We start from the raw sequence: 17,410 nt of genomic DNA on the forward strand, positions 1-17,410 counted from the left end.
GATTAGTTTGCAAATATTCTATAGTACAATATGAGTGCACAAATCAAGAAACACTATGATGATTGGAGAAAAGCGATGAACCGCATTCTTCTCATTGCCACAGGCGGCACTATCGCCTCTGTGCAAAGTCAGTATGGCCTGACTCCTGGACTTTCGCCAGAGCAACTTGCCACTTATATTGAAACAGATCCACAGGCTACTTTTACTGTTGACTATCTACAATTATTTAACCTTGATAGTACCAACATGCAACCCGAACATTGGGTCGATATCGCACAGTGTGTTGCCAATCACTATGAGCAATTTGATGGATTTGTCATCACACACGGAACCGATACGATGGCTTATACAGCAGCAGCCTTGTCTTATCTGTTGCAGCATGTATCGAAACCAATTGTTGTTCCGGATCCCAGGTACCCATCCAAGAGCACAAAACGGATGCGCAAAAAAATGTAATGGATGCGCTTCACTTTGCCTCAGAAGGAGTCGGTGGCGTATATGTGGTGTTCAATGGCCGTGTCATCGTTGGAACACGTGCCGTCAAGATGCGCACAAAAAGTTTCGATGCCTTTGAAAGTATTAACTTTCCAGATCTCGCAAGTCGACAGGACTCGTCATGGATCTATCACTGGCTACCCTTACCAGATAAAAGACGACCACTTCAACTAACGACCGCGTTAGATCCTGATATATTTTTAATGAAATTATATCCTGGGACAAAACCGGAGATCTTCGACCACTTATCACCTTTATATCGAGGCGTAATTATTGAAAGTTTTGGAAACGGAGGAGTTCCTTCTTTGCGGCGCAATCTCTTGCCTACAATCGAAGCATTAGCAGACGCAGGAATGGCTATTGTCATTACAACACAGTGCCTGCAAGAAGGCGAAGATCTCACTCTGTATGAAGTTGGACGAAGAGTTGCCCAAAACAATCAATTGATCCTATCCTACGATATGAATACAGAGGCGATTGTTCCAAAATTAATGTGGGCGTTAGGACAGTCTCGTGATCTCCAAACCGTAAAACAGCTTATGGAAACTCCAATTGCCTTTGACCTTGTACGTTAGTATGGTTGAATATTCTATATATCGTGGAAAAGTGGGGATTACATTCAAATGAGCAAACAACTATTTTCTAAAGATGACGCCCTACAATATGATCGACAAGATCCACTTGCAAGATTTCGGGAAGAGTTTTATCTCCAACCTGGGAAGATCTATCTGGATGGCAATTCTCTTGGACTGCTCTCAAAACGAGCAGAAAAATCCCTTCTTCAAGCATTAGCTAGCTGGCGTGAGAATGGCATTGATGGCTGGACAGAAGGATTACACCCATGGTTTTATGCGGCAGAAAAGGTGGGTGCAATGACTGCCCCATTACTTGGAGCCACTCCTTCCGAGGTCATTGCAACCGGCTCTACAACGTCAAACTTACATCAATTAATGGCAACCTTCTACAAGCCTGTAGTTGGTAAATCAAAAGTATTGGCAGATGCACTCAATTTCCCATCGGACATCTATGCATTGCAAAGTCAGATCGCTCTACATGACCTTGATCCACATGAACACTTGATCCGCGTAGAAAGCCGAGATGGATTGACTTTATCAGAAGAAGAACTGATAGGTGCGATGTCAGATGACGTAGCGATCGCCGTGCTTCCATCTGTCCTCTACCGCAGTGGCCAATTGCTCGACATGGAGCGCCTTACCGCCGCAGCACACGAGAAACACATCATCATCGGATTTGATGTAAGCCATTCAATCGGCGCGATACCTCATGAACTGGCTAGATGGAACGTGGACTTTGCCTTCTGGTGCAATTATAAGTATTTAAATGGAGGGCCTGGTGCAGTAGGTGGGTTATTTGTCCACCACAAGCATTTACCACAGGTTCCCGGTCTAGCTGGTTGGTTTAGTTCTAATAAAGAGAGTCAATTTGACATGTCCCACCATCTCACTGCAGCTATTGATGCCGGCGCATTTCAAATGGGAACCCCACACATGCTTAGCATGGCACCTCTTATCGGATCACTTGAACTCTTTCAGGAAGCTACTATGCCCGCATTGCGCCTGAAGTCTCTACAATTGACGCGTTTTATGATGGACTTGATTGAAAGCGAACTAGCAGGGATGGATGTTACGATCGCAAACCCAACGCTCGATCAAAAGCGTGGTGGTCACGTCAGTATCCTACACGAGGAGGCCGTCCGCATTGGTAAGGCTTTAAAGAATCGCGATGTGATCCCAGACTTTCGTCCACCAAACATCATCCGATTAGCACCGATGGCTCTCTATACGTCATTTCTCGATGTTTTTGAAGCTGTGCATCGATTAAAAGAAATCATGGTCAACAAAGAGTACACACACTTCGAAAAAAAACGCAGCGTCGTATCTTAATTGATTCAACCTATTTTTCCATTGTGATGGATGTGCAGCTCTTTATGTACGCCCTGCCCATCCATCCGATCGAGAACGTTTGTTTAACTTACATGCTTGACACAAACGCATAGATTCCATTGCAGAAATCTGTGTTATAATAGATTGACTTTTTAATAATGGATATATAAGGAGTATTTAGATGATCATTAGGGAAATGGATGGCGTTACTACACTACGCATCTTTCAACAGATGACTGATTTAGTGTTTGTCATGTCTGTTCACGAAGATCGTGAATTTCGTTACTCGTTCTTAAATGATTCCGCCATGAAAGTTTCCGGATTACATCAAGATGCTTATGGCGCAAGTTTTTTTGACGTAGTGAAGCCAAATGAAGCCACATTTCTCCATAACCAATACGCTCGAGCTATGGCAACAAAGAGTCCCCTCAGGTTTATGATGAACCATGAGGGACAGGTCGGCGAATCCTTAGTTACACCTATTATGAATCCTATTGGGCAATGTACACATGTCATAGGAACTGTCAGAGATATAACAGAACGCTATCAAAAAGAACAGTATCTAGAATCGATTGCGTTTCATGATCAACTTACAGGTATTTTGAACCGTCGTGCCTTTTATACACAATTAGAACACACAGTTGCATCCGCAACCGAGAGTGGACAACTGCTTGGAGTCCTTCTCTTAGATTGCGATAACCTCAAACCGATCAATGATCGATATGGTCACATCGTGGGCGATTTAATGCTTAAAAAAATAGCGCAGCGCATGGAACATGCTGTACCTTCGTCTCTTTTAGCTCGTATTGGCGGAGATGAATTTTTAATGGTTGTTCCTTTACAAGCAGAGATCGAGCTTGTCATGGTTGCAGAACGGATTTTACATGATCTTAGGAAACCTTGGACATACGATGAATTCACATTTTACATTTCGATGAGCATTGGAACAGCCACTTACCCAATTGCTGCAAGTGATATCCATGAAGTCATTCGTGCCGCAGATCAAGCCATGTATAAAGCAAAAAAACGCGGTGGCAATAAGTATTGGTTTGAAAGAAACTTATCCATGTAGATAACCATACAAACGATTCCTTCTCGCCGTTCAATTTATGCGCCAAATTCTTTCCTCTCACCAGTAGAAAGGGAAGTTTTTGAAGTTCTATTGACGAGATAAATACTTGTAGCAATGAAGACAAGTCCAAATAACAAGGATATGGTGACTTCTTCGTGTAAAAACAGGAAACCAAGTACAACCGCCAATAAAGGGACTAAAAATGTAAAGGAAGCAACTTTGCTAACATCCCCAGCACGAACGAGTGTATAAAATACAGCCCATGATATAGGTATCCCAAAAATGGAGCCGTACATCAACCCAGTCAAATACTGTTGATTCCAAATAATGCTAGACCAATGCTCTGTTCCAAGGCCTATGGCAGTCATTGCAAGTCCTCCAATGATGCACTGAATCGCCACTAACCAAAAAGCATCTACCTGATTACCCACCTTTTTCACGTACACGGTACCTATTGCCCAACTAATCGCCGACCCTAGCGCTAACACAATACCAATGGCTGATATGTGACCAGAAAGACCCGTGATACTAATCACGGTTACACCCGCAAATCCGAGTAGTAGTCCAATCATTTTTTGGACCGTCAATCGTTCCCCAAGCCACAGCCACGCCAGAACACCAATAAGTACAGGTTGCAAATAGACAATCACTGTAAATAATCCTTCTGGCACATACCATAGCCCTACCGTTTGCAGACCATAAAATAAAAACGTATTGAATAATGCAGAAATTAGATAAATCCGCCACATTTGTTTCAAACGAATCTCTCGATACCTTGGAAATATAACTGCAGCCATCAACACCCCACCGATGAATGTACGCATGCCCCCAAATAAAATAGGTGGGGTATAACTCAGCGCTATTTTATAAATGGGCCAACTCATACCCCACATCGTGATCAATGCAATAAGTAACAGTGTCGATCGTCTGGGCGATAGTTCCTTCATGCCGTACTCTCCCCTTTTGTAGCCCTGCAGTAGTGCTCGAAGAGCACATTATGCATCGAGTCGACGGCATTCCTCCGAGCAGTAACCGCTATGTTCAATTTCACACTCTTCACATACGATATGTTGATCGTGGCATGACAAATAACTACAATTGATATACCTATCTTCCGGCTTGCCACAGTGATGACAATGTCCAACGATGACATCGTCAATCTGGTTTACTGGCACTGAAATACGTTCATCAAACACATAGCATTTCCCATCGAATAAGTCTCCACGTACGTCAGGATCCTTTCCATAGGTTACGATCCCTCCGTGCAACTGAGAAACGTCACGAAAGCCTTCCTGTATGAGAAAGCCTGACAACTTTTCACAACGAATTCCGCCGGTACAATAAGCTAGGATCTTTTTATCTTTGTATTCACTGAGATTTTCACGTATCCATTCAGGAAATTCTCGAAACGCCTTCACATCAGGGCGAATTGCGTTACGAAAGTGTCCAATTTCATATTCGTAATCGTTCCGTCCATCAATCACAATCACATCATCCTTAGGTAACTGCTCATGAAACTCCTTTGGGGACAGACGTTTTCCAGTCACCTCAGTAGGGTTTATATCTTTTTCCAGCTTGAGTCTAACAATTTCAGGTTTAATACGGACCACCATTTTTTTAAACGCATGCTGCCGATAATCATCCTGTTTAAACTCCATATCGGCAAAACGTGCATCCATTCTCATAGCATGAATATAGGCATCCGTTTGCTCATATGTGCCAGACACTGTCCCGTTGATACCTTCTTCTGCTACAATAATGCGGCCTTTTAAGCCAATATCGTTGCACAGTTGCCGATGATCTACAGCAAATTGTTCGATATTGATGATTTGAACATACTTGTAGTACAACAAAATTCTATATTGTCCATCCGCATTTATGTTTGTCTCGATCTTCATTCGCCTCACCTACATGTATTGTTGTATACGAATTCACTATCCATAGTACCAAAATTCCGGATGTCTTGATACATTACCCAACTTTTCTCGAAACGATATGAATAACTGCATAGTCCGAACCCTTAATCTTCTATGGTCGTGACATAAAAACGGATCGACTCAGTCAAAAAGTCCCGAGTCAATCCGTTTCATTTTCTTGTGGAGCGGGTGATGGGAATCGAACCCACGCTATCAGCTTGGAAGGCTGGAGTTCTACCATTGAACTACACCCGCATGTATGAGTAACCTTTTACCTACATGATATCATAAATAGAAATGGTGTGCCCGGAGAGATTCGAACTCCCGACCTTTTGATTCGTAGTCAAACACTCTATCCAGCTGAGCTACGGGCACATCTTACTCATATGGTGGGCCCACCAGGACTCGAACCTGGGACCAACCGGTTATGAGCCGGCCGCTCTAACCAACTGAGCTATAGGCCCTTATGATATGGAGCGGAAGACGGGATTCGAACCCGCGACCCTCGCCTTGGCAAGGCGATGCTCTACCCCTGAGCCACTTCCGCAAGACACTTTGTATTATATATGGTGGTTAGCTAAAATGCAAGCCGGTTAACTCAAAAATCCAAAGTCCCCATATTCAGAAAAATATTTGGCTTATAGATTTTATCTACATGCTAGAGAAGGAAGTACATACGTTGTACACAAACGACTCTCTAGCATGTATTGTACATTCACTTCAAGAAAACAATTTCTATTCGATCGTGCGCATGAGCGGGAAGAGTAGAACATCGCGAATCGATGGTTGGTTTGTCAGTAGCATGACTAACCGATCGACACCAATACCTAGTCCACCTGTTGGTGGCATCCCATATTCAAGCGCTTGTACAAAGTCCTCATCCATCTCATGCGCCTCATCATTGCCCTGTTCTCGTTCACGCAACTGTGCTTTGAACCTCTCACGCTGATCAATAGGATCATTTAACTCACTAAATGCATTGGCATATTCGCGTCCGCCAATAAATAACTCGAAGCGATCTGTAAACCGTGGATCTTCTGTATTTTTTTTAGCTAATGGTGAAATCTCGACCGGATGACCATATACAAATGTGGGATCTACGATGGTATCTTCCACCTTTTGTTCAAAAAATTCATTAATAATATGACCAAACTCCATGGTATCTGTAATAGCCACACCATGCGTATGTGCGACTTTACGAGCTTGTTCAGTTGTCTGCAAGTCAAAGAAATTCACGCCAGTGAGTTCAGCAATCATATCGACCATATGCACTCTTCGCCATGGAGTGCGCAAATGAATCAATCGCTCTCCGTACTCGATGTCCGTCGTACCTCGTACATCAATAGCAATTTGTTCAATCAATTCTTCCGTTAATTTCATCATGTCCTCAAAATCCATATATGCAGCGTACAGTTCCATCATCGTAAACTCAGGATTATGGCGAGTAGATACGCCCTCATTGCGATAAACGCGCCCAATCTCATATACGCGTTCAAGTCCACCAACAATCAAGCGTTTCAAATGCAACTCTAGTGCTATACGCATAACTAAGGGCATATCTAACGCGTTGTGATGTGTATGAAATGGACGAGCAGCAGCACCACCTGCAATGGAGTGCAGTGTCGGTGTCTCTACTTCTAAAAATCCTTGTGCTTCCAGATGCCTACGCATCGATTGAATGATCCGACTGCGCAAAATAAATGTTTCACGTACATCTGTATTCATAATCAAATCAACGTAGCGCCTGCGATAACGCGTCTCTACATCACGCAACCCATGCCATTTCTCAGGGAGAGGTAGCAACGATTTCGATAGCAGTGTTAATTTCTCTACATGAATCGTTACTTCACCGTGATTAGATTTAAATACATGACCTTCTACGCCGATAATATCACCTATATCTAGCGCTTTAAATTCCTGATAATGATCTTCTCCAAGCACATCAATCCGCGCATAGATTTGAATCATACCTTCGACATCTAAAATATGACCAAATGCAGCTTTCCCATGCCCACGACGAGACATTAGACGACCTGCGATACTCACATGTATCTTATGCTCGTCCAACTCTTCACGAGTCAAAGATTCTACTTTGCGGATAATGTCCGAAGAACGATGCGTAATGTCAAACTTCCCACCAAAAGGATCAATTCCCCGTTGGCGCCAAAAATCAAGTTTGGCGCGTCGAACAGCAAAGAGATCTTCTGTATTTTCATCCATGTCCTGTACTTCCGGGTGATCTATCCGTTCCATCAGATGAACTCCTTAATTGCAACAATCGCCGACATTGTCGGCGAGTTCCAGGCTATTTTCTAATCGTCAGTACCTCATACCGAATCGTCCCTGCTGGAACGCTCACATCCACTGTTGATCCAATTGATTTTCCAAGAAGAGCCCGGCCAACCGGTGATTCATTAGAAATTTTATTGTCTGAAGGATCTGATTCAGCAGATCCAACAATCAAAAATTCCAATTCATCTTTAAACTCTACATCGCGCACACGCACTGTCGATCCAATGCTAACTACGCCAGTATCGACTTCTTCTTCATTAATAATACGTGCATTACGCAACATTTTTTCTAAAGTGATAATTCGTCCTTCAACAAATGCTTGCTCGTTCTTTGCATCTTCATACTCCGAATTCTCACTAATATCTCCATAACCAATAGCCACTTTAATCCGTTCAGCAACTTCTCGTCGCTTTACAGACTTTAAACTTTCCAATTCCTCCTCCAACTTCTTTAGACCTGCTGGGGTGAGGAGAACTTCCTTTTCTGACATGCGATTCGCTCCTTTAAACTCTGTCCGCAAACTACAAAAATATCGTGACTAGGTCAAATAACTGTCAGGGCTTAGCCCGACAGTGGCTTAAAAGTCATAGACTCAGAATCTGCGGTTATTATAGGTCATCCCTTGAAGACTGTCAACGTATTCCTACTATTATGAAGAAAATTCACTTCATCACTAAGCAACCAGTCCCGTTATAAAAAGTACATGGTTCCTTTCATAGCCACTGTAGTTTGCTCTTTCCCATGTATAATATGCACATTATTCCATGATAGAACGAAGTAGATTCTCCATAGCTTGCGCATCTTCTTGAGTGTTAATCAAATCTCGTAGCTGAGCAGAATTTGGAATGCCTTTCACGTACCATCCGGCATGTTTACGCATTTCTCGCACACCTGTATACTCGCCCTTATCTGCTACAAGCAAATATAAATGTTCAATCGCTATTTCGATTCGTTCGCGTACTGAGATTGCAGGTAGCCTTTCACCCGTGTCCAAATAATGTGCAACTTCCTTAAAAATCCATGGATTACCAAGCGCTCCGCGACCTATCATCACGCCATCACATCCAGTTTGGATGATCATCTGCACCGCATCTTCTGGTGTTAAAACATCGCCATTTCCAATTACAGGTATAGATACAGCTTCTTTCACTTCTCGAATGATCGACCAATCCGCCTTGCCTGAATACATTTGCCTAGCGGTTCGTCCGTGAACAGTAACTGCCTGCGCACCTGCCGCCTCCACTGCTTTGGCGACCTCTACAGCGTTGATATTGCCGTCATCCCAGCCTTTGCGAAATTTCACCGTTACCGGTTTATCGACTCGTTTAACGACAGCTGCCACAATCTCCGCAGCATATTGTGGATCACGTGCCAAAGCGGCACCAGAACCATTTTTATAGATTTTGAGCACAGGGCAACCCATATTGATATCAATTATATCTGCATTTGTCCCATGCGCCACCATCTCTGCAGCTTGCACCATCGTCTCTTTATCGTATCCGACAATTTGCAAGCTCACTGGGTGTTCATCTGGGACAATTTGCAACATCCGCTTTGTACGCTCGTTGTGATGCACGAGCGCCTTATCGCTTACCATTTCAGCACATACCATCCCTGCCCCAAGACGTTTGGCAAGTGTCCGAAATGGCGGATTACAAACTCCTGCCATAGGTGCGAGCACTACAGGATTATCGATCTTTACCCCACCAATCGTCAATGGAGCCATATCAACCTTTACTTGTTCCACACAGATCACCTCCTATACACATCGCTTTACTCTAAACCCAGATCAGCACTTGTGACCTGAAGAATCGTTTCAATCTTCCTGATCAGTCCCGGATCGGGAGTTCGAGTCCCTCGCTCCAGTCCTCCTACTATCGCCACTGATACACCGAGTGCTTGCGCAAATTCGTATTGTGTCATTTGCTTTAGCTTTCTGTATGCGCGCAATCGTTTTGCAAATAACTCGGACAAAGCTTGACACCCTCTTTTCCTTCTACCCGTCCATGTAGCTCTGAAACCGTTAGTTGCATGACAGGGTGCAACCAATTTGACGCAATGTCCATCATGGGAACAAGAACAAATGCACGTTCATGTAAACGAGGATGAGGTATTTGAAGCTCAGTGGTTTGTATCACTGAATCATCATAAAATAGCATGTCCAGATCAATCACTCGTGGCCCATAACGCAATGAACGTACACGTCCCATATGTTGCTCAATGTTTAGAAATTCGAATAATAATTGCTCTGGTGTAAGTGCTGTCGTTATTTTTAATATACCATTTAAAAAGGATGGCTGATCCACATAATCTACAGGATCCGTTTCGTATATTCGCGACCATTCATCTATCTGTGTATGTGAAAGTGCTGCAATTTCACAAAAAGCAACTTGCAAGTTAGATTCACGGTGGCCGATATTTGAACCAAGAGAAACAAAACTCGTGTGTTTCTCCATCCTAACGCACCAATGAATCGGTCATCATCGCCACGCGTTTTAATTCTTTAACATCATGTACGCGTACGATATCTGCACCGCGACTAATCGCGATGGCAACGGTAGCTGCTGTACCTTCAACACGCTCTTGTACGGGTAGATCGAGCACTGTTCCAATCATTGATTTGCGTGAAGTACCTATAAGTAGGGGTCTTTTAAGCGGTAGGAACCGGTCTAACTGATTAATGAGCGTCAAGTTTTGTTGAAGTGTTTTACCAAAACCAATCCCAGGATCCAGAAAGATCTGTTCCAACTCCACACCAGCCTCCTGTGCCTTATCTAGCTGTTCAGTAAACCATCGGTATACAAAGTCTACAATATCACCCTCAATAAGCGGTAACCCCATTTGATTATGCATTAAAATATACGGAACGCCCGTTTGTGCTACAACAGAAAACATTTCCGGGTCATAGGCTCCACCCCAGACATCATTGATCACCGTAGCACCTGCTTGTACAGCCCGAAAAGCTACCTCTGCTTTATAGGTGTCAATGGATAAAGGAACGTTTACAGTCTCCCTTAACGCGGGGATGATCTCTTTTACCCGATCCCACTCTTCCATTGCAGAGACTGGAGTATGCATGGGTCTCGTCGACTCTGCGCCAAGGTCAATGAGATCCGCTCCGGCTTCTACCATCTCTTTTGCATGATCCATCGCACGATCTAATTGATTATATTTACCACCATCAGAAAATGAGTCCGGTGTTACATTTAAAATGCCCATGATGATCGTTCGTTTCCCTAGATCACAAAATGGATTCATGTGCAACATAGCCATCTTATTTGATTGTATCATCTGTGTCATTCTTATAGCCTCACTCATTTAACCTTCTTGGAATAATGGTGTACTTAAATACCGTTCTCCGTTAGATGCAGATATCGTCAAGACTTTATGACCTTTCCCTAGCTCTTTTGCAATGTGAAGTGCTGCGCTGACAGCTGCTCCCGAACTAATACCCACTAGCAGACCCTCTTCACGAGCTAATCTACGTGCAGTAATAAATGATTCTTCATCAGTAACAAGCATAATGCGGTCCATCAATTCACGTTGTAAGATAGATGGTACAAACCCTGCGCCAATTCCTTGAATCTTATGTGGACCAGCCTGACCTCCAGATAACACAGGTGATGTCGCTGGTTCCACCGCAATCAACTTACACCCTGGAATTCGTTCGCGCAATACCGTTCCTATGCCAGTAAGTGTCCCGCCGGTTCCAACTGCAGACACAAATGCATCTAACGTTCCATCCATTTGTTCTACGATTTCAGGACCAGTGGTCAATCGGTGTGCAGCTACATTTGCTGGATTGTCAAACTGTTGTGGCATATAATAACGCAAAGGATCTTGTTCCACAATCTCTCCAGCCTTTTCAATGGCACCACGCATGCCCAGTGCCCCTGGAGTTAGCATCAAATCCGCACCATAGGCGCGCAATAGACTACGCCTTTCCACGCTCATTGTCTCTGGCATGACAAGTAGTACTTTATATCCTTTTGCAGCCCCAACCAGTGCCAAACCAATCCCTGTATTGCCACTTGTAGGTTCAACGATGATCTTTCCTGCCGTCAGCAGACCGGCTTTTTCCGCTGCCTCCACCATACTTAGCGCTACACGGTCTTTGATACTTCCCCCTGGATTAAACCACTCTAATTTTACAAATACATCTGCACTATCATCATCCACAAGATGTTGCAACTGCACAATAGGCGTTTTTCCAATAAGTTGTAAAATATTTTTCGTGCCAATCACACTAGCCCCTCCTCACCATAATTCTTTCACAACCTTCTACTTTGCCTGATCACGAAACCCTTCTAATTCCTTATAATCAAATAGATACTTTTCCCCACAAAAGTGACACACTAACTCCGCTTGTCCTTGTTCTTCTAGCATCTCCGTTAACTCCTGTTTACCTAAGGAAACTAAAATCTTACCCAATCTTTCTTTGCCACATGTGCATTCAAAAACTACCGGGTATTCTGAAAGAATCTTAACGTCGTCACCCAAGATGCGCACAAGAAGATCCTCCGGTTTTTCACCAGCATGTAAAAGTGATGTCACTTGAGGTAACTCCGTAATTTTTTTCTCCACTTCTGCAATATCTTCTGGTGTAGCATCGGGTAACATCTGCACAATGATTCCACCTGCTGCTAGTACAGATAAGTCCGGAGCAACGAGTACACCTACTGCAACAGCAGATGGGATTTGTTCAGACACAGCAAAATAATATGCGAAATCTTCGCCGATCTCCCCTGACACAAGCGGCACACTTCCACGATAAGGTTCTCTTAATCCTAGATCCTTGATCACATACAGTGCCCCTTCTTGGCCCACTGCACCACTCACATCTAGTTTACCAAACGGATTAGTCGGTAGGTCAACAAACGGATTATCCACATAACCTCGTACTGTACCCGTACCCGTCGCCACTACGACTATTTTTCCTGCAGGACCATCCCCATGAATTTGAAGTGTCACTTGATGGTCATCATTCTTCAATGTGGCAGTTAGCAATGCACCGATTGTGGCAACACGACCAAGTGCCGCAGTAACCACTGGCCATGTTTGATGTCTTCGTTGTAATTCTCCAACGATCGCTCGTGTATACGCTGCATAGGCAAGCACTCTGCCATCATGACCAGTAGCGACAAGAACATAATCACCAATATCAGACAATCCCATCACTCCTCATACGCCATTACCTGCCCTACAATATGGATAATAGGTATACAAGACGCATCAGACAGCCGCCCTGTATACCTATTTTATCGAAACATAGTCACTTCACATCATTAGGAAAGGCTAGGAGTGGGATCATCGCCAAATCCACGTCCTCCAATTTTAATCTTTGGACCGCCATCTTCCCCTTCATCAACCAAACGTCCGTACTCCATCAACTGACGAATTTGTTCGCCATCTAATGTTTCTTTTTCAAGTAAGGTGTGCGCTAAGAGGTCTAACTGTGCCCTGTGTTCAGTGAGTAACGTACGCGTACGTTCGTAAGATTCATCAACCAATCGGCGCATCTCTTGATCGATCTCATAAGCGATCGCGTCGCTATAGTTCTGCTCACTAGAGAAATCACGTCCTAAAAATACCTGTCCTTGTCGGTGACCAAACTGCATGGGTCCAAGTTTTGTACTCATCCCAAATTCAGTAATCATACGACGAACAACAGACGTCACGCGCTCTAAATCATTGGATGCACCAGTGCTGATTTCGCCAAGAACAATCTCCTCAGCCACTCGCCCGCCCAGTAGTTCTACTACCTGATCAAGTATATCTTCTCTCGTCATAAAACTGCGGTCTTCCTTAGGTAGAGATACGGTATATCCACCAGCCATCCCACGAGGAATGATCGTCACTTTATGAACCATATTGCCGGATTTCAGGAAGTACCCCGCTACGGCGTGTCCACCTTCATGAAAAGCAACCAATCTCTTTTCTTTGTCGCTGATCACTTTGCTCCGTTTTTCAGGTCCTGCAATCACCCTGTCAATAGCCTCGTCTACTTCTACCATTTCGACCACTGTTTTATCTTTTCGAGCAGTAAGTAGTGCTGCTTCATTGAGGACATTTTCAAGATCTGCCCCTGTAAATCCAGGTGTACGCTTAGCTACAATATCTAATGCCACGTCTTTACTTAGGGGTTTGTTCCGAGAATGAACTCGCAAAATTTGCTCTCGCCCACGAACATCTGGCCGATCAACCGTGATTTGCCGATCAAACCGTCCTGGACGCAATAAAGCAGGATCGAGAATATCTGGTCGGTTGGTTGCGGCAATCATAATAATACCTTCATTGCCTGCAAACCCATCCATTTCAACAAGTAACTGATTTAATGTTTGCTCGCGTTCATCGTGTCCACCACCAAGACCGGCGCCACGCTGGCGTCCAACTGCATCGATTTCATCGATAAAGATAATACACGGCGCATTCTTTTTTGCTGTTTCGAATAAATCTCGAACACGCGAAGCCCCTACGCCTACGAACATCTCTACAAAGTCTGATCCACTAATACTAAAGAAGGGAACCCCAGCTTCACCTGCTACAGCCCGTGCCAGCAACGTCTTTCCTGTTCCTGGTGGACCAACAAGCAAAACACCTTTTGGTATTCGTGCACCAACCGCTGTAAACTTGCGTGGATCTCGTAAAAAGTCAACTACTTCTACAAGTTCTGCTTTCTCTTCATCTGCTCCTGCCACATCATTAAACGTTACGCGCTTCTTCTCTTCTGAGTATAACCTCGCTTTGCTCTTCCCAAAATTCATGACGCGATTGCCGCCGCCTTGACCTTGGTTGAACAAAAAGAAAATTAACACAAACACTAACAAGAACGGAACAATCGTACTCAAGAAACTTAGCCAAGATGATTCCTTTGGTGGCGCACTAATCGTCACATTAGGTAACTGGCTAATTTGCGATACGATTTGATCGCTATATAACGCCCGAGAGGTAAACTGGGTGTTGTCTGTTAGCGTGCCATCCAATTGCAATGTGGCGCCATCCGCCGTCACATACAGGCTACGAATCTCATGATTATGCACATCTGAAACAAACTGACTCCATGTCAGTTGTGTCTTCTGCTGCGTCCCCGACATGATATATTGCAAAACGCCAATAATGACTAACAGGATGAGCACATAGAAGATTGCGCTTTGATAAAAGCGTCTCATTCCTAACCTCCTCTCGGTTAAGGCGGGAATATTGTAACATACTCACTGCCAAAAAAGCACCTATACGCGACATGAGTCAAAGCTCTGACACGTTTTTATCGTTCACTTTAATTCTTTTCATATACTGCAGGCTTTAGAACTCCCACATAAGGTAGGTTGCGATAGCGTTCTGCATAATCAAGGCCGTATCCTACAATAAAGCGATTAGGCACTACAAATCCACTGTAATCAGGCGTAATATCCACCGTACGACCGTCCGGCTTGTCAAAGGCAGTTGCAATCTTCACCGACAGTGCATTTCTACGCAAAAGTGAATCGCGGAGGTAACTTAACGTCAACCCACTATCGACAATGTCCTCAACAATCAACACATGGCGATCTTCCACTGAGCGATCTAAATCCTTCAAGATGCGAACGACACCAGACGACTTAGTAGATGCACCATAACTAGATGTTGCGATAAAATCAATCTCCAGCGGAATGTCCATATATCGAATCAAATCTGCCATAAATAATACTGCACCTTTTAGAACGCATACTGCAATAGGATTTTCCCCTTGATAATCCTTTGCAATTTGTTCTCCCATCTGTTTTACACGCGCTTGAATTTGTTCTTCGGAAAACAAAAGTTCTTGAAGATCCTCCCTCAATATCCTTCCTCCCTAGCGTCTTACAATACACTGTTTTCTATTTAGCGAAAAATCCTACTTGCTAAGAACAACATGTAAAACAAGTGACGACTTCTGATTCACCAACAGGCTTCGACTACGACTGAGTCCAGGTACCCATAACACTTCATTAGCAGCCGTTGTCAACAAGGGGTACATCGATCGAACTTCTCTCATTACTTTCCCCTCGACAAATAGATCTGAGACAAGTTTACTCCCTTTCATCCCTAGCGGCTCTATGCGATCACCTTGCACAAAAGGGCGGAAAATAAATCGATCCTCCTCATCAAATGCAAAGAATGCCTCCCAATGCGTAGCGGGAAACGCACCCGGTCGTTCCATCACTCTCGCTTCAACTTGCCAATAAAAATGGCGAAAGGAAAAAACAGCGGGATAATCCACGATAAATGGATTCCACGAAAATTCCTTTGACTCGCTTTGGGACATCAATCGTCCAATATGTAGAATATCAAACGCGGAAGAAGCAATCCAGCCATGCGCAAGCACGGTACGACTCTTGCGTTGCGAGTGAACCAAAGCCAGAATAGCCTCAATATCCGCAAAGTGCCATGCAACATGTTCATCTATACCCTCTAATACTAATTTAATGACACGTCGTTGTAAAGCGAATGGTATCCGTTGCAATCCACTAAGAGAAATTGATACGCCTTCCATTTCACGATAAGCGAGAGCTAATGCATGATCCCGTGCGACATTTGTTAGATATTGATCCTCCTCAGCAACAATATTGCCCAACTGCACAAGCGTTCGATCAATCTGCGGATTGAACGATGCACGAAGATAAGGAAGTAATTCTTGCCGAATTCGATTGCGTTTAAAGCGAACATCTCGATTAGTGGAATCTTCGACATACTCAATACGTCTCATATTCGCATAGTTCATTAAGTCGTCCTTATATATTGTAAGCAACGGACGTACTAAGATATGCCTACCTAATTTACGTGTTTCTCGCATACCACGTAGTCCAGAAGGGCCTGTACCACGCAATAACCGATCCAACAGTGTTTCTGCTTGATCATTGGCATGATGTGCAGTGACAATCATGCATCGGCCATATGCATTTGCAACCTGTTGAAATGCATCGTAGCGCAATCGTCGCGCTGCCATTTCAACAGATTCTCCCGCTTGTCTTGACGAAGGTACCTCAACATATTCTATCGTAACCGGAAGGTCTCTTTTTTCTGCAAATTCCTTAACCATCTGTGCATCTCGATCTGCTTCTTCTCCTCGCAACCCATGATGTACATGACAGATAACAAGGGGGAAGGGCTTTGTACTTCGCAAACAATCCAATACATCGCACAGAACCATGGAGTCCACCCCACCACTTATTCCTGCGATCACAGCGTCAAACGGCCCACAAGAACTGTCGAGCAACAACCGTAGTACTTTCCCTACCTGCTCTTCAATGGACATGGTTACGTGGCCTCCAAACAGAGCGAGCAAGCACTCCCACCATGACAAGCCCTGAAGCAAGCGCACCTGCAATAAGTGCGGTCTCCGTTCCCATGGCGATTCCTGAAATATAGTGATGTGTCACAAAGTCCTTCATAGTTTGATAGGCATTCATACCGGGTACTAGCACGATAATCCCTGGGACTGCAAAAATAGTAACAGGCATTCGCAATGTTCGTGCAAACCCCTCACTTAGAAGTGATATCGTCAAACTAGCAGCAAAACTTGCAGCAACTTCTCCGACATGTTCCTTTTGAGCACCTATCATAAATAGTTCTGCAACCATACCTAGTATGCCAACTGGGATGATTGCCTTGCGTGGAATTTGATATAAAATCGAGAATGCTATCGTCGCCACGATACTCAATAATACATCCATTCTACACCGCCCTCCACGTCCATCTTCTTCTCGTCATCT

16 protein-coding genes, 4 tRNA genes and 1 pseudogene are annotated in these 17,410 nt (G+C 44.0%); 3 read left to right on the top strand and 18 right to left on the bottom strand.

Annotation, left to right across the window (positions count from 1 at the left end; translation table 11 throughout):
- Positions 1–75 precede the first annotated feature (75 nt).
- The 3 genes and pseudogenes from MM817_RS04160 (at position 76) to MM817_RS04170 (ending at position 3,471) form a co-directional block, all read left to right on the top strand.
- Positions 76–1,070 (top strand): annotated as a pseudogene (locus MM817_RS04160) (asparaginase).
- Positions 1,071–1,118: 48 nt separating this feature from the next.
- Positions 1,119–2,399, top strand: a complete 1,281-nt coding sequence (kynU, locus tag MM817_RS04165) for a kynureninase (RefSeq protein ID WP_241712163.1) — start codon at positions 1,119–1,121, stop codon at positions 2,397–2,399.
- 181 nt (positions 2,400–2,580) lie between these two features.
- Positions 2,581–3,471: a diguanylate cyclase domain-containing protein gene (locus MM817_RS04170; protein ID WP_241712164.1), complete on the top strand. Its 891-nt coding sequence runs from the start codon at positions 2,581–2,583 to the stop codon at positions 3,469–3,471.
- Between the two features lie 35 nt (positions 3,472–3,506).
- Here the strand turns inward: MM817_RS04170 and MM817_RS04175 are convergent, their stop codons facing one another.
- From MM817_RS04175 to MM817_RS04260, 18 genes are all read right to left on the bottom strand, one after another.
- Positions 3,507–4,418, bottom strand: coding sequence for a DMT family transporter (locus tag MM817_RS04175; RefSeq protein ID WP_241712165.1), 912 nt, complete (start codon positions 4,416–4,418; stop codon positions 3,507–3,509).
- A 48-nt stretch (positions 4,419–4,466) separates the two neighbouring features.
- A complete protein-coding gene (gene trhO, locus MM817_RS04180) occupies positions 4,467–5,369 on the bottom strand; it encodes an oxygen-dependent tRNA uridine(34) hydroxylase TrhO (RefSeq protein WP_241712166.1) in 903 nt (300 codons plus the stop codon).
- Between the two features lie 199 nt (positions 5,370–5,568).
- Positions 5,569–5,642, bottom strand: a tRNA-Gly gene (locus tag MM817_RS04185).
- Between the two features lie 43 nt (positions 5,643–5,685).
- A tRNA-Arg gene (locus MM817_RS04190) sits at positions 5,686–5,762 on the bottom strand.
- Between the two features lie 12 nt (positions 5,763–5,774).
- A tRNA-Ile gene (locus MM817_RS04195) sits at positions 5,775–5,851 on the bottom strand.
- An 8-nt stretch (positions 5,852–5,859) separates the two neighbouring features.
- A tRNA-Gly gene (locus tag MM817_RS04200) sits at positions 5,860–5,934 on the bottom strand.
- Positions 5,935–6,122: 188 nt separating this feature from the next.
- Positions 6,123–7,607 carry a lysine--tRNA ligase gene (lysS, locus tag MM817_RS04205; RefSeq protein ID WP_241712281.1) on the bottom strand — a complete coding sequence of 495 codons (1,485 nt, stop codon included), beginning with the start codon at positions 7,605–7,607 and terminating at the stop codon, positions 6,123–6,125.
- Positions 7,608–7,692: 85 nt separating this feature from the next.
- Entirely contained in the window at positions 7,693–8,169 is a 477-nt protein-coding gene (gene greA / locus MM817_RS04210) for a transcription elongation factor GreA (RefSeq protein WP_241712167.1), read from the bottom strand.
- A gap of 267 nt (positions 8,170–8,436) precedes the next feature.
- A complete protein-coding gene (gene dusB / locus MM817_RS04215; protein ID WP_241712282.1) occupies positions 8,437–9,405 on the bottom strand; it encodes a tRNA dihydrouridine synthase DusB in 969 nt (322 codons plus the stop codon).
- A 47-nt stretch (positions 9,406–9,452) separates the two neighbouring features.
- A complete protein-coding gene (locus MM817_RS04220; RefSeq protein ID WP_241712168.1) occupies positions 9,453–9,653 on the bottom strand; it encodes a helix-turn-helix domain-containing protein in 201 nt (66 codons plus the stop codon).
- Positions 9,608–10,135: a 2-amino-4-hydroxy-6-hydroxymethyldihydropteridine diphosphokinase gene (gene folK, locus MM817_RS04225; protein ID WP_241712169.1), complete on the bottom strand. Its 528-nt coding sequence runs from the start codon at positions 10,133–10,135 to the stop codon at positions 9,608–9,610. Before folK ends, MM817_RS04220 begins: the two co-directional genes overlap by 46 nt.
- A gap of 1 nt (position 10,136) precedes the next feature.
- Entirely contained in the window at positions 10,137–10,979 is an 843-nt protein-coding gene (folP, locus tag MM817_RS04230; protein ID WP_336605145.1) for a dihydropteroate synthase, read from the bottom strand.
- Between the two features lie 18 nt (positions 10,980–10,997).
- A complete protein-coding gene (gene cysK / locus MM817_RS04235) occupies positions 10,998–11,924 on the bottom strand; it encodes a cysteine synthase A (protein WP_241712170.1) in 927 nt (308 codons plus the stop codon).
- 36 nt (positions 11,925–11,960) lie between these two features.
- Positions 11,961–12,854 (bottom strand): Hsp33 family molecular chaperone HslO, encoded by an 894-nt coding sequence (hslO, locus tag MM817_RS04240; protein ID WP_419723367.1) that lies wholly within the window; start codon positions 12,852–12,854, stop codon positions 11,961–11,963.
- Between the two features lie 110 nt (positions 12,855–12,964).
- The gene (gene ftsH, locus MM817_RS04245; protein ID WP_241712171.1) at positions 12,965–14,848 is read right to left on the bottom strand and encodes an ATP-dependent zinc metalloprotease FtsH; all 1,884 of its coding nucleotides are present in this window, start codon (positions 14,846–14,848) and stop codon (positions 12,965–12,967) included.
- A 107-nt stretch (positions 14,849–14,955) separates the two neighbouring features.
- Positions 14,956–15,498, bottom strand: coding sequence for a hypoxanthine phosphoribosyltransferase (hpt, locus tag MM817_RS04250; RefSeq protein ID WP_241712172.1), 543 nt, complete (start codon positions 15,496–15,498; stop codon positions 14,956–14,958).
- A gap of 54 nt (positions 15,499–15,552) precedes the next feature.
- Positions 15,553–16,953 (bottom strand): tRNA lysidine(34) synthetase TilS, encoded by a 1,401-nt coding sequence (tilS, locus tag MM817_RS04255; protein WP_241712173.1) that lies wholly within the window; start codon positions 16,951–16,953, stop codon positions 15,553–15,555.
- Positions 16,943–17,371, bottom strand: a complete 429-nt coding sequence (locus MM817_RS04260) for a threonine/serine exporter family protein (protein WP_241712174.1) — start codon at positions 17,369–17,371, stop codon at positions 16,943–16,945. Before MM817_RS04260 ends, tilS begins: the two co-directional genes overlap by 11 nt.
- Positions 17,372–17,410 lie beyond the last annotated feature (39 nt).

This window comes from Sulfoacidibacillus ferrooxidans, from assembly GCF_022606465.1.
In the GTDB taxonomy this organism is placed as follows: Bacteria; Bacillota; Bacilli; order Alicyclobacillales; family SLC66; genus Sulfoacidibacillus; species Sulfoacidibacillus ferrooxidans.

Coding starts and splice junctions, on each gene's coding strand:
- kynU (WP_241712163.1), top strand. CDS start 1,119: ATGAGCAAACAACTATTTTCTAAAGATGACGCCCTACAATATGATCGA.
- MM817_RS04170 (WP_241712164.1), top strand. CDS start 2,581: ATGATCATTAGGGAAATGGATGGCGTTACTACACTACGCATCTTTCAA.
- MM817_RS04175 (WP_241712165.1), bottom strand. CDS start 4,418: ATGAAGGAACTATCGCCCAGACGATCGACACTGTTACTTATTGCATTG.
- trhO (WP_241712166.1), bottom strand. CDS start 5,369: ATGAAGATCGAGACAAACATAAATGCGGATGGACAATATAGAATTTTG.
- lysS (WP_241712281.1), bottom strand. CDS start 7,607: ATGGATGAAAATACAGAAGATCTCTTTGCTGTTCGACGCGCCAAACTT.
- greA (WP_241712167.1), bottom strand. CDS start 8,169: ATGTCAGAAAAGGAAGTTCTCCTCACCCCAGCAGGTCTAAAGAAGTTG.
- dusB (WP_241712282.1), bottom strand. CDS start 9,405: ATGGCTCCATTGACGATTGGTGGGGTAAAGATCGATAATCCTGTAGTG.
- folK (WP_241712169.1), bottom strand. CDS start 10,135: ATGGAGAAACACACGAGTTTTGTTTCTCTTGGTTCAAATATCGGCCAC.
- folP (WP_336605145.1), bottom strand. CDS start 10,979: ATGACACAGATGATACAATCAAATAAGATGGCTATGTTGCACATGAAT.
- hslO (WP_419723367.1), bottom strand. CDS start 12,854: ATGGGATTGTCTGATATTGGTGATTATGTTCTTGTCGCTACTGGTCAT.
- ftsH (WP_241712171.1), bottom strand. CDS start 14,848: ATGAGACGCTTTTATCAAAGCGCAATCTTCTATGTGCTCATCCTGTTA.
- tilS (WP_241712173.1), bottom strand. CDS start 16,953: ATGTCCATTGAAGAGCAGGTAGGGAAAGTACTACGGTTGTTGCTCGAC.
- MM817_RS04260 (WP_241712174.1), bottom strand. CDS start 17,371: ATGGATGTATTATTGAGTATCGTGGCGACGATAGCATTCTCGATTTTA.